Raw genomic sequence first — 13997 nt, forward strand, 5'->3', positions numbered from 1 at the left:
TTCACAACTTCGCCTTATCGGTACTGGTCCAGCTGGATCTGTCCATCCCTGCGTACCTTGATGTACGGTACCAGCGATCGCCTCAGCCCCAGTCTCGCCTCCAGCTCATAGGGTACGGTATTGCCCTGCATCTTGAGCAGCTCTGCTGCCGCCATGAAGGACCCCATCACGCTCGCTGAGGCATCCACCACAATGGCGTCCTGCCCGAACGGGGTGATGGTAGGCAGGTCGCTCGAGGTGCCGGTGACTACCTTGTGGCCGGCAAGACTCAGGGTGTAGTAGAGCCCGGATAGCGCGAGTTCGGTGTTGTTTGGATTGAATACCCGCAAATGGATTCGGAAGCGAAGATCGCCGCCTGTGGAGGGAAGGGGCTCCACCGAAGTGATCTGTACGTCCGGTTTCTCGAAGTCGGGAGATAGTACCGCGCAGCCGCTCATTACGCCGATGGCGATTATGGCTATGGCACTGCGCAACCAGGAAAACCAATGATGTTGGCGGATAGAAGCATTATTGGGGGGCAAAATTCGTCCTCAGTGGGGCCAAAGAGCTGAATGGGTGAAAAGCGTGTAAACGCGGCCGTATCGCACTCATATTACACCCCAGACCGCAGGTGGAGCGGGCTTTGCTAGTCTGGAATATCAAAAGGGCGAAACCGCTCGCGATTGTATGACACCTTATGAATTCTTTTGATCCGCCCATGGCGTTCACACTCTCTCTATGGGCACAAGGCCAGCAGTTGCCAGGACAGGATAAGGCGAAAGAGCTGGCGGAATCCCTTGAGCTTGCCAAGGCGGCTCCCTCTTCACTTACGGGTATCGTACAGACGGTATCTGACTCTCTGCTGAATATCTGGCAGGCGTTTCTCGGGCACACGCCATTCTTCGTTGCCAGCCTGCTGATGCTGGTGTTTACCTGGATACTGGCGACCTTGGCCGGTAAGGCTACCCGGCGCTTTATGCGCAAAACCACCCAGCGTCCCTCGCTGCAAGACCTGATGGTGCGGCTGACCAAGATTGTGATCTGGGTGATTGGGCTGCTGTTCACCGCAATGGTGCTTTTCCCTGGCCTTACCCCGGGAAGGGCGCTGGGTGGCCTGGGGTTGCTGTCGGTGGCGGTGGGGCTTGCCTTCAAAGATATCTTCGAAAACTTCTTCGCCGGCATCCTGATTCTCTGGCGCTTTCCGTTCGAGGCCGGTGATGTGATCAAGTGCTGCGATGTGGAGGGGCGGGTAGAGGCGGTGGAGGTGCGCAATACCGCGATCCGCAGAACCACCGGGGAGCTGGTGATCGTACCCAACCTGTTTCTGTTCAAGAACCCCTGCGAGATATTGACCGATCGCAACAAGCGCAGAATCACCATCATTGCCGGCGTGGCCTATGGCGAAGATGTCGCCACGGCGGTCAAAGTCATTGAAGCCGCGGTGCTCGACTGCGAAACGGTGCGCGACGATGAGCCTGTGCAGATTTTTCCGCAAGGCTTCGGTGACAGCTGCATCGATATTGAAGTCACCTGGTGGTCCGGTTCCTCTCCGCTGGAGGGACGCCGATCCCGCGGAGAGGTGGTCACGGCAGTCAAGAAGGCCCTGGACGATGCCGGTATCGAGATTCCCTTCCCGTACCGCACGCTGACGTTCAAAGAGTCGCTCACCGTCGGCAAGGCCGAGGCAAACGACGTCTGACCTGTCTCGGTCAGTGGCCGGGCTGGGCGTTTCAGATCGTGCTGTCGGGTTGGTTTTCCGGGCGTGCGCGCTCGAAGGCGGGGAGGGCGGTGCAGGCCTCGGCAATACGGTGAATTCTCGGGTAGGGTTTGGTATCGAGACCAAAGCGCTCGGCATTGTATATCTGTGGCATCAGGCAGCACTCGAACAGCCCCGGATTTTCCCCGCCGATAAAGGGCCCTTTGCCGTTTGTCGCCAGTTGCTCTTCCAGAGCGCCAAACCCCATATTGATCCAGTGGCGGATCCACGCCAGCTTCTGCTCGTCGCTGGCACCCAGCTCGGATTGCAAGTACTTCAATACCCGCAGGTTCTGTATCGGTTGTATGTCACAGGCGACGTTGTAGGCGAGGGCGCGGGCGCGGGCGCGCTCCAGAGGTGACGTCGGCAAGAGCGGAGGCTGGGGGTGCTGTTCGTCCAGCCACTCCATGATCGCCAGGGACTGGGTCAGCACCGCTCCATCATCCACCAGCGCTGGTACCAGTCCCTGCGGGTTGAGGGCCCGGTACGCTGTACCGCGCTGTTCCCCCTTCAGCAGGTTCACCGGGTGGTAGGTGTACTCCAGTCCCTTCAGATTGAGGGCGATGCGTACGCGATAGCTGGCAGAAGAGCGAAAGTATCCGTGTAATTCCATATTCACTATTCACTGTGTTCAGAAGGCTGTGTGTCGGCTTGAATAAGTAGGGCGGAAAAGGCTGCGTGGCGCGAATATTTTGCGTGACAATGCGCTATTTCTGACAAAAATGGCGTGGCAACCCTTATAATGCGTAGCCGCGGAGTCTGCAGTGCGCAAAAAATTCCTGCGGCAGTGGTTACAATTGAAACCAATTTTAGATACATTTAGCCACCGGTACAAGTGAGTTCCAGTACCAGTCAATCTCGATTGCCGGAAGTCGAATGTTGTAGCAGTGCCTCAACAGTTGAGAAGCCGCGGGATTGAGGTGGATTGCGCGCAGGAAAAAACAGCAGGTAAACGAACCGCATGACAGTAGAAAAAGACATAAGGGAAATCAAGGAACGGGAAGGAACCGATCATATTGACGCGATGCGTCCCGATGACCTGCGGCTGGAAAAATTTCTGCCGTACCGGCTCTCGGTGCTCTCCAACCGGGTGAGCAATGCCATTGCCCAGGCCTATGGCGCCCGGTTTGATCTCACTATTCCGGCGTGGCGGGTGATGGCGATCCTCGGGCGCTTCCCCAATCTGTCCGCCGCAGACCTGGTAGAACAGACCGCAATGGACAAAGTGGCCATCAGTCGCGCGGTATCCATACTGATCAAGAATGATTACATCACCCGCAGCGAAGATCCTGCCGACCGCCGTCGCCAGGTCCTGAATCTTTCGGAAATCGGCCGCGATGTCTATGACCGCATCGTGCCCCTGGCTCAGCAGTACGAAAACGACCTGATGGCCTCACTTTCGGATGATGAGCGCGGCCAGCTCGACAGCATTATCGAGAAGCTGATGAGCCGTGCCCAGGATTGGGCCAATCGTGGTCTGATCGATTGAATCTGCGCCGGTGCGGGCCCTCCGCGCCGACACCCCAAATTCATGCCGCATTGCCAGGCGTCTGCTCCGCACCGTAAGTGTGGGCGAGGCAAGCAGCGTGCGACACAACCTGAATACAGGAGTACCCATGTTTGATCACCTGAACAGCCTGCCGGCGGACCCCATCCTCGGCCTACTGGCCACTTATCGCGCCGACGAAAACCCCAACAAAATTGATCTGGGGGTGGGTGTTTATAAGGATGAAGCCGGTCATACCCCGGTGCTGCAGGCAGTAAAGCAGGCCGAGACCCGCCTGTTGCAGAGCGAAGAAACCAAGGCTTACGTAGGACCTGCCGGTACACCCGGGTTTAACACAGCCATGCAGGAGCTGGTGCTGGGCGCTGGCCATCCGGCGCTGGTAGCGAACCGTGTGCGCTCTGCGCAGACTCCGGGCGGCTGTGGCGCGCTGCGCGTACTGGCGGAGTTTGCGGACCGTGCGAAAAAGGGGGCAACCATCTGGGTGAGCGATCCCACGTGGGCCAACCATGTGCCCCTGTTGGGCAACGCCGGCCTGGAGATCAAGAGCTACCCCTATTACGACCGCGCTACCAGCAGCTTGCAGTTCGATGCCATGGTGGAGACGCTGAAGAATGTCGGTGAGGGCGATCTGGTATTGTTCCACGCCTGCTGTCACAACCCCTGTGGTGCCGATCTGACCCGCGAGCAGTGGCACGTGCTGGTGGAAATGGCGCAGAAGCAGGGCTTCACGCCGTTTATCGATATGGCCTATCAGGGCTTTGGTGACAGTCTCGGCGACGACGCCTACGGTGTGCGCCTGATGGCGGAATCGGTGCCCGAGTTGCTGGTGGCGGCATCCTGCTCCAAGAACTTTGGCTTGTACCGTGAGCGCGTAGGCATGGCAATGGTGGTTTACAACGATGCCGCTGCCGCCGACAAAGGCCAGAGCCAGATGCTGAATGTGGTGCGCGGAAATTATTCCATGCCGCCCAATCACGGCGGTGCGATCGTCGAAAGCATTCTGACTGACGCCAGCCTGAAGGCGAACTGGGAAGCGGAATTGACAGAGATGCGCGAACGCATCAACAGTCTGCGTTCTGGTGTGGTGGAAAGCCTGGCCGCCGCTGGCGCACCCGGTGATTTCAGCTTTATTCAGCGGCAGAAGGGGATGTTCTCATTTCTGGGAATCACCCCGGAGCAGGTGCAGAAACTGCAACAGGATTATTCTATTTATATGGTAGATTCCAGTCGCATCAGTATTGCTGGTCTGAGCCAGTCCAATATGGAGTATTTCTGCCAGTCCGTGGCTGAAGTACTCGGCTGATTGGTTCAGGGGTGGGTATCATGGCCCACCCTTGAACGGTTAAAATTGTTTCAATAGCAGAACAGAATATGGAAGTTGAGGTACCGTCCCCCGTGTCTGAATCCGTCGTGCATCCCTGGGATCCCGCCAGCTGGCGCAATCGCGAAGCGCATCAGCAGCCTAAATACCAATCCGCAGAAGCCGTAGCCGAAGTCGAACAGCAGCTGGCCAGTTATCCGCCGCTGGTGTTTGCGGAAGAGGCTCGCGAGCTGCGCCGGCAACTGGCACAAGTTGCTGAAGGCAAAGCGTTCCTGTTACAGGGTGGCGACTGCGCGGAGTCGTTTGCTGACTTCAATGCCAACCGCATTCGCGACACCTTCAAGGTTCTGCTGCAGATGGCCGTGGTACTGACGTTTTCCGGTAACCTGCCGGTGGTCAAAGTGGCGCGTATGGCAGGGCAGTATGCCAAGCCGCGCTCTGCCGATCTGGAGACTGTCAACGGCATCGAGCTGCCCAGTTATCGCGGCGATATCATCAATGGAATCGATTTCACCGCCAAAGCGCGGGTGCCCGATCCCCAGCGCATGATCACCGCTTACAACCAGTCCGCTGCGACCCTCAATCTGCTGCGCGCCTTTGCCCAGGGTGGCCTGGCGGATCTGCATCAGGTGCACGCGTGGAACCTGAGTTACCTCGAAAATAACCCGCAGCGGGATCGCTACCTGCAGTTGGCCGAGCGCCTGCAGGATGCGCTGGAGTTTATGGCCGTCTGCGGGGTGAATTCCGACAATACACCGGCGTTGCGGGAAACTACCCTGTACACCTCTCACGAGGCGCTGCTACTGAATTACGAGCAAGCGTTGACCCGTTCCGACAGTCTTACCGGCAAGTGGTATGACTGCTCTGCCCATATGTTGTGGATCGGCGAGCGCACCCGTCAGTTGGATGCGGCGCACGTGGAGTTCCTGGCCGGAGTCTGGAACCCCATCGGGGTAAAAGTTGGCCCCGGAATGGACACCGAAGAGCTGATCCGCCTGATCGACCGCCTCAACCCCAATAATGAGCCGGGAAGGCTCACGCTGATTACCCGCATGGGGGCCGATACACTGGGCGATAAACTGCCGGCGCTGGTGCGTGCGGTAGAAAGGGAAGGGCGCTCGGTGGTGTGGAGTACGGACCCCATGCACGGGAACACCGTCAAGGCATCCAGCGGCTACAAGACCCGGAACTTTGACAGTATCCTGCGGGAAATTCGTGATTTCTTCGCCGTGCACCGCGCGGAAGGCTCTCATCCCGGTGGCATCCACCTGGAAATGACCGGCCAGCACGTGACCGAGTGTACTGGGGGTGCCTGGGGTATTTCCGAAACAGATCTGGCGAGCTGCTACCGCACCCAGTGTGATCCGCGCCTGAATGCTGACCAGGTGCTTGAGCTCGCGTTCTGTATTTCTGAAATGCTGCGGGACGGCCGTAGCAGCTGAGAAAGCAATAATCCGAAAGGGAAGTTAGCAGCCAGAAAAAGAGGGGGCTGGGATGTTGAAGCTTTACATTGGCAATAAAAACTACTCGTCCTGGTCTCTGCGACCCTGGCTGCTGGCGAAACAGTTGGACATTCCGTTCGAGGAAAAACTAGTTCCCTTCGATGACGGGAGCAGCTGGTCCAAGTTTCGCACCTTCTCTCCTACCGGTCTGGTGCCTTGTCTGGAAGACGGCGATGTGACCGTGTGGGAGTCCCTCGCCATTACCGAGTATCTCTACGAATCCTCGCCCGGAGTCTGGCCCGAGGACCGTGAAGCACGGGCCTGGGCACGCTGCGCGGCAGCGGAAATGCACGCGGGCTTTCTTTCCTTGCGCAATCAGTGCAGCATGAACTGCGGCGTTACCGTCCGCTTGCATGAGATTGATGCGAAATTGCAGAAGGACCTGGATCGACTGGAAGAGCTCTGGCAGCAGGGGCTCAAGCGCTTTGGCGGGCCTTATCTGGCGGGGGAGGCGTTTACCGCGGTGGATGCCTTTTTTGCACCAGTGGTGATCCGACTACGTGGCTACGGCCTCGCTCTCAGTGAATCGTCCATGGATTACGCTGAGCGCATCCTTTCACTGCCGGCAATGCAGCAATGGATAGATGAGGGCACCCGTGAACCGTGGCGCGAAGCGGGGCACGATGATGAATTGCTGCAGGTTGGCACCATTGTGGAAGATCGCCGAAGCTGACAGCGGTCGCGGACGGAGCTGAGCCATAAAGACCGTCCACAATGTTACAAGGGGTAAAAGAATACACTTAATAAGCCGTTATCATAATGGGTTAATGGGTTATCACAACAAACCTGTCCTATCGGTTAACCAGAAGGAGGGGATTAACGTGCCAGGCAGTCGCTTTATCGCGGTCACTGTTGGCCGGATTGGTGGATCGTAGCGATATCTGTCATCCCGCGGTACACTCGACCGGTCACAATTTTAACAATCCATGCTTAGGAGAGGATCGAGCCGATGCGTCAGACATTGATCGCTATGTCCATTGCCGCCGCCCTGGCGACCGTGGCCGGTTGTAGTAAAGAATCCGATGAATCACAGGCTGCCAAAGGGGCAGACCAATCGATGACCACGCAAGGTGTCGCTGCCAATGACGCGGCGGGCAAGGCCAATAGCAATCCGCTGCTGGCAGAGTGGACCGGCCCATTCGGAGGCGTGCCGGCGTTTGACAAGGCAAAGGTCGCAGACCTGAAGCCGGCACTGGAAACTGCCATGGCCCAGAATCTCGCCGAGATCGACGCCATTGCCAATAATCCGGAAGCCCCCACGTTCGCCAATACGATTGAAGAAATGGAACGCAGTGGCGCAGCGCTGAGCCGGGTGTTTACCTACTGGGGCATCTGGAGCAGCAATATGTCTTCTCCTGAGTTCCGCGCGGTTCAGAGTGAGATGGCCCCGAAACTGGCGGACTTCAGCTCGAAGATCATTCAGAACGACAAGCTTTTCCAGCGCGTAAAAGCCGTGTACGACGCACGTAATAATTCCGGTCTCAATGCCGAACAGAAGCGTGTGGTAGAGCTGACTTACGACGAGTTCGCCACCAACGGCGCGACACTAACCGGCGAAGCCAAAGCCCGCTATGCGGCGATCAATAAGCGTCTTGCGGAGCTGCACACCACATTTTCCAACAACGTGTTGGCGGATGAAGAAGGCTACGATATTTTCCTGCGCAGTGATCAGCTGAGCGGTCTGCCGGAATCGTTTGTCAAGGCTGCAGCGGCGCTGGCGGAAGAAAAAGGGCAGAAGGGTAATTACGCGATTACCAATACCCGCTCGTCCATGGATCCGTTCCTTACTTATTCTGACAACCGTGAACTGCGTGAGAAGGTCTGGACCAATTACTACAGCCGTGGTGACAACGGCGATGAGCACGATAACAATGCTATCATTGCTGAAATCCTGCAGCTGCGTGACGAGCGAGTTGGCCTGCTGGGCTTCGATAATTACGCCGAGTGGCGCCTGCAGAATCGCATGGCGAAAAATCCGGCCAACGCGATCGAGCTGATGGAGGCGGTCTGGCCGGCAGCGGTTGCCCGGGTACATGAAGAAGTGGCGGATATGCAGGCGGTTGCCGATAAGGAAAAAGCCGGCATTACTATCAAGCCGTGGGACTATCGTTATTACGCGGAGAAGGTGCGTAAAGCCAAATACGACCTGAATTCCGATGAAGTGAAGCAGTATCTGCAGCTGGATAAGCTGCGTGAAGGCATGTTCTTTGTTGCCGGTGAGCTGTTCAACTTCGAGTTCACTCCGGTGAAAGAGGGTACCGTTCCCGTCTTCCACGAAGATGTGAAAGTCTGGGAAGTGACCGACAAAACCTCTGGTGAGCACATCGGTCTGTGGTACCTGGATCCGTACGCCCGCGCCGGCAAGCGCTCCGGTGCGTGGGCCACCATGTACCGCGATCACACCACCTTTGATGGCAAGGAAACCGTGCTGGCTTCCAACAACTCCAACTTTATCAAGGGGGCGCCGGGTGAACCGGTACTGGTGAGCTGGGACGATGCGGAAACCTTCTTCCACGAGTTTGGCCACGCACTGCACTTCCTCGCTTCCAACGTGACCTATCCGACCCTGAACAGCGGTGTACGCGATTACACCGAGTTCCAGTCGCAACTGCTGGAGCGTTGGCTGAGCACCGATCCGATCATCGACAATTACCTGGTGCACTACAAAACCGGTGAACCGATTCCCGCGGCGCTGGTGGCCAAGATCAAGAAAGCGGCCAACTTCAACCAGGGCTTTGCCACTACCGAATACCTGGCGTCCGCGCTGGTGGATATGAAGTTGCACACCAGTGATCCTGAGGGAATCGACCCTGACAAGTTCGAGCGGGAAACTCTCGAAAGTCTGGGGATGCCATCCGAGCTGGTAATGCGTCACCGTACCCCGCACTTCGGCCATATCTTCTCTGGTGAAGGTTATTCCGCGGGCTACTACGGCTATATGTGGGCAGACGTTCTGACCTCAGACGCGTCCGAAGCCTTTGCAGAAGCGGAAGGTGGCTTCTACGACAAGGAAGTGGCTGGCAAGCTGGTGAAGTATTTGTTCGCACCGCGCAACGCGATGGATCCAGCGGAAGCCTACCGCAAGTTCCGCGGTCGCGATGCGGGGATCGAGCCGTTGATGCGTGACCGTGGCTTCCCCTTGCCTGGTGAAGAGTCGGGCGAAAAAGCGGAAGAGACTGCATCCGCCGGCGGGTAATTCTCTACCTGACGATAAGTCTCATCTGAAAAGCCGCGGTGCGCACGCCCGCGGCTTTTTTAATGTGTTCGTGTTGTATGTGCTTGGGTCTCTGCCGCTACGGCTGGGGGGGATCCGCTATGCTGAATTCAGGTTTAGGCGTTAGGTCAAGGTAGGGGAGTGTGGTGATGCCGAAATGGCTGATCGTGGCCGGGTGTGCACTGGTGGTAATCGGGTTACTGCTGCACTTCTTTCCGAACCTGTTTTCCTGGTTCGGCCGGCTTCCCGGCGATATCCGGGTTGAATCCGAGCGCAGCAGGTTCTATTTCCCGATCACCTCCATGATCATTATCAGCGTGATCCTGAGTGTGGTTCTGAGCTTTTTTCGACGCTGAAGTGTTCAGCGTCAGCCTTCGAGTAATTGATCCAGGGGCAACTCCGTACGGTAGCGCACCTGCTTGAGGGAGAAGCTGCTCTTGATATGGTCGATCCCCGGTAACTCAGTCAATTTCTTGTCGAGAAACTCCTGATAGGCGTGCAGGTTGGGCACAACCACACGCAGCAGGTAATCAAAATCCCCGGTCATCAGATAACACTCCATTACCTCCGGCCATTGGCCGATGGTGGATTCAAAGTGCTGTAGTTCTTTCTTCACCTGGTGGTTGAGAGTGACCTGGATAAAGACGCTGACCGGCAGCCCCACCATGTCCGGCTCCAGCAGCGTGACCGCGCGCTTGATGAAGCCCTGTTCGTGCAGGTTCTTCACCCGGCGGGAGCAGGGGGAGGGAGACAGGTGCACCTTTTCCGCCAGCTCGATATTGGGGATGGTGGCGTCCTGCTGCAGGATCTCCAGGATGTTCTTGTCGATGGCATCGAGTATGTAAGCCATAAATGTTCGCTCTCAACGATTCGTTCTGATCCGTTCTGCCCCGGTGCACCGGCGTCAATGAGCCGATGTACCGTTCCTATTGCCCGAAAATGACATCCTTTCTCATCTTCCGGCTTCTAGTTGCTAATTATTGCAGAAATAAGGGTTTTTGTGGCGATTATTGTTGGTGTTCTGGGGGCTCTGTGGTCAATTTGGTATGACCTGCCCGTACTGCCAGTGATAATTTACGGAAAAACAGCAGCGATGCCGTGTAATCCGCGGTAGCCGGTTAGCAGCATAATAAGATGAGAAGGTAACAGCCATGGCGATGGTCGAAAGTGATCAGGAACTGGGGTTCAATCCGAGTCCCGGTATTGATAGTGAGTATTCCCTGAAGGACGCCTTTACCCGCGACTGCGGTCGTGTTTTTCTCACCGGGATAGATGCCCTGGTACGCCTGCCCCTGATGCAGAAGCAGCTGGATGAACAGGCCGGGCTCCATACCGCCGGGTTTATTTCCGGTTATCGGGGCTCTCCTCTGGGCGGATACGACCAGACTCTCTGGCGCCATAAACAGCTGCTCGCGGAGCGCGATATCCACTTCGAGCCGGGTATCAACGAAGACCTGGGCGCCACCAATATCTGGGGTACCCAGCTTCTCGACCACTACCGCCAGCAGGCCACCCGCGACGGTGTATTCTCCATCTGGTACGGCAAAGGCCACGGTGTGGATCGCAGTGCCGACGTGTTCCGTCAGGCCAATGTGCAGGGTACATCGAAGCTCGGCGGGGTACTCGCCCTTTGTGGGGATGACCACACCGCCGAATCCTCCATGTTCTCCCACAACACCGATCAGATTTTCGAGTCGGTGATGATGCCGTTACTGTTTCCCACTACCATCGATGAGTATCTGACCCTGGGGCTCGCGGGTATTGCGCTGTCGCGGTTCAGCGGTTTGTGGGTGGGCTTCAAGACCATTACCGAAACCGTGGAATCCGGTGCATCCATTGTTGTTCCCTCGTTGCCGCAGTTTGTCTGTCCGGAATCTTTCCCGATCCCTCCCCACGGGCTGAATTACGACCCGAATCTCAACTGGCCGGCAGAGCGGATGGAATACGAGCGCCGCATGCTCGAAGAGCGCTTGCCGGCGGCCAAGGCCTTTGCCTATGCCAATGGCCTGGATAAAACCATCGTCGAGGCGCCGCAAAAGCGCTGCGGTATTGTGACCGTGGGTAAAGCCCACGGTGATCTGCTGGAAGCGCTCAAGCTGCTGGAACTGAACGAGCAGGATCTGAAAGCGGCGGGCATCTCCATCTACAAGGTTGCCATGAGCTGGCCGTTGGAACCGCGCGGCATCAGTAAATTTGCCGAGGGGATGGAGCGACTGCTGGTGGTCGAAGAAAAGCGACCGCTGGTGGAAGGGCAGATCAAGGATCTGCTCTACGGCTGGGACGACAGCGTGCGCCCGAAAGTGGTGGGCAAAAAAGACTTGAATGGTGCGGATCTGTTGCCGGCGATCTGGGGCTTCGGCCCCGATCAGGTGGCCAAAGCCATCACCCGCTGGTTGGCGGATACACCACTGGCAGAAAAACTGATTCCCCTAGCGGAAAAGCTTGGCACCAATACGCCGCAGAAGGCTACCGGTCTGCTGGCGCGCGAGCCCATCTTCTGCGCTGGTTGCCCCCACAATACCTCTACCAAGTTGCCTGAGGGCAGTACCGGCAGTGCCGGTATCGGTTGCCATATCATGGCATTGGGGAAAGGGCTGCGTACCGATACCTATTCCCACATGGGTGGAGAAGGGGCCCACTGGGTGGGGCTGCACCGCTTCTCCAGTGACGCGCATATTTTTCAGAATATGGGGGATGGCACCTACAACCATTCCGGGCTACTGGCCATCCGCCAGGCGGTCGCCAGCCAGATCAATATTACCTACAAAATCCTGTTGAACGATGCGGTGGCCATGACCGGCGGCCAGCCCACCGACGGCGAAGTGACGGTGCCGACACTGTCCCGTCAGTTGCTGGCGGAGGGTGTCGGCACGGTTTGCCTGGTGAGTGAGAATCCGGATCACTGGCGTCAACATCGGGATCAGGTTCCCGCGGAAGTACAGGTCTATCACCGCGATGATCTGGAAACGGTGCAGAAGAAGCTGCGTGATACCGCAGGGGTCACTGCAATCATCTACGAGCAGGTCTGTGCGGCGGAAAAACGCCGTCGCCGCAAGAAAGGCCTGATGCCCGACCCCGCCAACCGCCTGCTGATCAATCACCGGGTGTGCGAAGGCTGCGGCGATTGTAGCGTGCAGTCGAACTGTATTGCGGTAGAGCCGCTGGAAACCGAATTTGGCCGCAAACGCCAGGTAAACCAGTCCAGCTGCAACAAAGACATGCGCTGCGCCGACGGCTTCTGTCCCAGCTTTGTGCGCGTGGAAGGCGGCGAGCTGAAAAAGCCGGAACTCAATGCGCTGGCTGCCGCCATCGATCGCGCCAGTGAAAATCTTCCGGCATCGCCGGCGCCGGATTTGCGTGCGCCACTCAATATTCTGGTGGCGGGTATCGGAGGCAGTGGTGTTCTCACTGTCGCGGCGCTATTGGGGATGGCCGCGCATCTGGAAGAGAAGGGCAGTACTACGTTGTACTTTACCGGCCTCTCCCAGAAAAACGGTGCGGTTGTGGCCCACGTGAAAGTGGCGAACACCCCGGGCGATATCACCACCGCGCGTATTCGCGACGGTGCCGCGGGCCTGCTGTTGGGCTGCGACATGGTGACTGCCGCCGGACAGCGCAACAAGTTTGCTCTGGGCGAAATGCAGGCGGTCGTAAACACCGCGGAAGTGCCAGTAGCGGCGTTTGTGCGTGACAACGATCTCGCTTTTCCGGCAGATGCGACTACCAACAGTATTCAATCGGCAGCCGGCGAGTATTTTGCGTTTGATGCCAACCGCTACGCCCAGGCACTGTTCGGAGATACCGTCGCTGCCAACCTGATGATGTTGGGTTATACGTGCCAGAAAGGCTTGCTGCCCGTGTCTCAGGACGCGTTGGAGCGGGCGGTAGAGTTGAATGGCGTCGCAGTGGAAAACAACCTACGTGCATTCCGCGCCGGCCGCCTGCTAGCGGAAGATCCGCAGGCTGTTGAGCAGCTGTGTTCTCCGGCACAGCCGGTGAAGATAATGGAGCCCGGAGAAAGTGTGGCTCAGACTATTGTCCGGCTGGCAGAAGAGCTGAAAGAATATCAGAGCGCGTTTTACGCCCGACGTTTTACTCGAGCGGTAACCGAGCTCAAACAAGTGGAGGATCAAATCCCGGGTAGCAATGGCGTATTGACCCGGGCGGCAGCCGCCAGTCTGTTCAAGGCGATGGCTTACAAAGATGAGTACGAAGTGGCGCGTCTGTATAGCGGTGAGGCATTCAAGCGGCAGCTATCAGAAACCTTCACCGGGGACTATAAGCTGCGCTTTTTGATGGCGCCCCCGCTGATTGCGCGACCGGATGCCAGTGGCAAAATTCGTAAAATCAGTCTTGGCCCCTGGTTGCAGAAGTGTCTGCCGATACTGGCCAAAGGGAAGGTCTTACGGGGTACGCCTCTGGATCCATTCGGATACACGGCAGAGCGGCGTGAGGAGCGTCGCTGGGCACGGGAGGTGTTGGACACAGTGAAAGCAGTAACGGCGAATCTATCTGTAGCGAATATCGAGCCCGCGACCGAATTACTCTCGCTGCCGCAGCAGGTACGCGGTTACGGTTATGTACGTGCACAGAAGATGGCTGCAATCACTGAGCGCTGGCACAACCTGAAAGCGAAGTTCGTCCACCGCAATTCTGACTTTGATGATGGGAAGGGATTGACGGAAGTGCGCAACTGACTGGAGCGGTATCCATCAAGC

The 13997-nt window shown here is 57.4% G+C and carries 11 protein-coding genes; 8 read left to right on the plus strand and 3 right to left on the minus strand.

Annotated elements, in window-relative coordinates; genetic code table 11:
• Positions 1-14: 14 nt before the first annotated feature.
• Entirely contained in the window at positions 15-521 is a 507-nt protein-coding gene (locus LPW13_RS06180; protein ID WP_230438570.1) for an LEA type 2 family protein, read from the minus strand.
• Positions 522-676: 155 nt separating this feature from the next.
• On the opposite strand from LPW13_RS06180, the gene LPW13_RS06185 reads away from it, so the two are divergent.
• Positions 677-1678, plus strand: a complete 1002-nt coding sequence (locus LPW13_RS06185) for a mechanosensitive ion channel family protein (RefSeq protein WP_230438572.1) — start codon at positions 677-679, stop codon at positions 1676-1678.
• A 31-nt stretch (positions 1679-1709) separates the two neighbouring features.
• Here LPW13_RS06185 and maiA read toward each other — a convergent pair whose 3' ends face one another.
• On the minus strand, positions 1710-2348 hold the full coding sequence (gene maiA / locus LPW13_RS06190; protein ID WP_230438574.1) for a maleylacetoacetate isomerase: 639 nt from the start codon (positions 2346-2348) through the stop codon (positions 1710-1712).
• Positions 2349-2696: 348 nt separating this feature from the next.
• Here maiA and LPW13_RS06195 point away from each other — a divergent pair, with 348 nt between their 5' ends.
• From LPW13_RS06195 to LPW13_RS06220, 6 genes are all read left to right on the plus strand, one after another.
• Positions 2697-3224: a MarR family winged helix-turn-helix transcriptional regulator gene (locus LPW13_RS06195; protein WP_230438575.1), complete on the plus strand. Its 528-nt coding sequence runs from the start codon at positions 2697-2699 to the stop codon at positions 3222-3224.
• Between the two features lie 127 nt (positions 3225-3351).
• Positions 3352-4545 carry an amino acid aminotransferase gene (locus tag LPW13_RS06200; protein ID WP_230438577.1) on the plus strand — a complete coding sequence of 398 codons (1194 nt, stop codon included), beginning with the start codon at positions 3352-3354 and terminating at the stop codon, positions 4543-4545.
• 68 nt (positions 4546-4613) lie between these two features.
• Entirely contained in the window at positions 4614-6005 is a 1392-nt protein-coding gene (locus LPW13_RS06205; protein WP_230438579.1) for a class II 3-deoxy-7-phosphoheptulonate synthase, read from the plus strand.
• Positions 6006-6057: 52 nt separating this feature from the next.
• Entirely contained in the window at positions 6058-6738 is a 681-nt protein-coding gene (locus LPW13_RS06210; RefSeq protein WP_230438581.1) for a glutathione S-transferase family protein, read from the plus strand.
• A gap of 276 nt (positions 6739-7014) precedes the next feature.
• Complete coding sequence (locus LPW13_RS06215; protein WP_230438582.1) at positions 7015-9261, plus strand: M3 family metallopeptidase; 2247 nt, start codon at positions 7015-7017, stop codon at positions 9259-9261.
• A 167-nt stretch (positions 9262-9428) separates the two neighbouring features.
• Positions 9429-9635 (plus strand): DUF2905 domain-containing protein, encoded by a 207-nt coding sequence (locus tag LPW13_RS06220; protein WP_230438583.1) that lies wholly within the window; start codon positions 9429-9431, stop codon positions 9633-9635.
• Positions 9636-9646: 11 nt separating this feature from the next.
• Here the strand turns inward: LPW13_RS06220 and LPW13_RS06225 are convergent, their stop codons facing one another.
• Positions 9647-10129: an Lrp/AsnC family transcriptional regulator gene (locus LPW13_RS06225; protein WP_230438584.1), complete on the minus strand. Its 483-nt coding sequence runs from the start codon at positions 10127-10129 to the stop codon at positions 9647-9649.
• A gap of 301 nt (positions 10130-10430) precedes the next feature.
• On the opposite strand from LPW13_RS06225, the gene LPW13_RS06230 reads away from it, so the two are divergent.
• Complete coding sequence (locus LPW13_RS06230) at positions 10431-13976, plus strand: indolepyruvate ferredoxin oxidoreductase family protein (protein ID WP_230438585.1); 3546 nt, start codon at positions 10431-10433, stop codon at positions 13974-13976.
• Positions 13977-13997: the final 21 nt, after the last annotated feature.

The sequence above is a fragment of the Microbulbifer celer genome (assembly GCF_020991125.1).
GTDB lineage: Bacteria > Pseudomonadota > Gammaproteobacteria > Pseudomonadales > Cellvibrionaceae > Microbulbifer > Microbulbifer celer.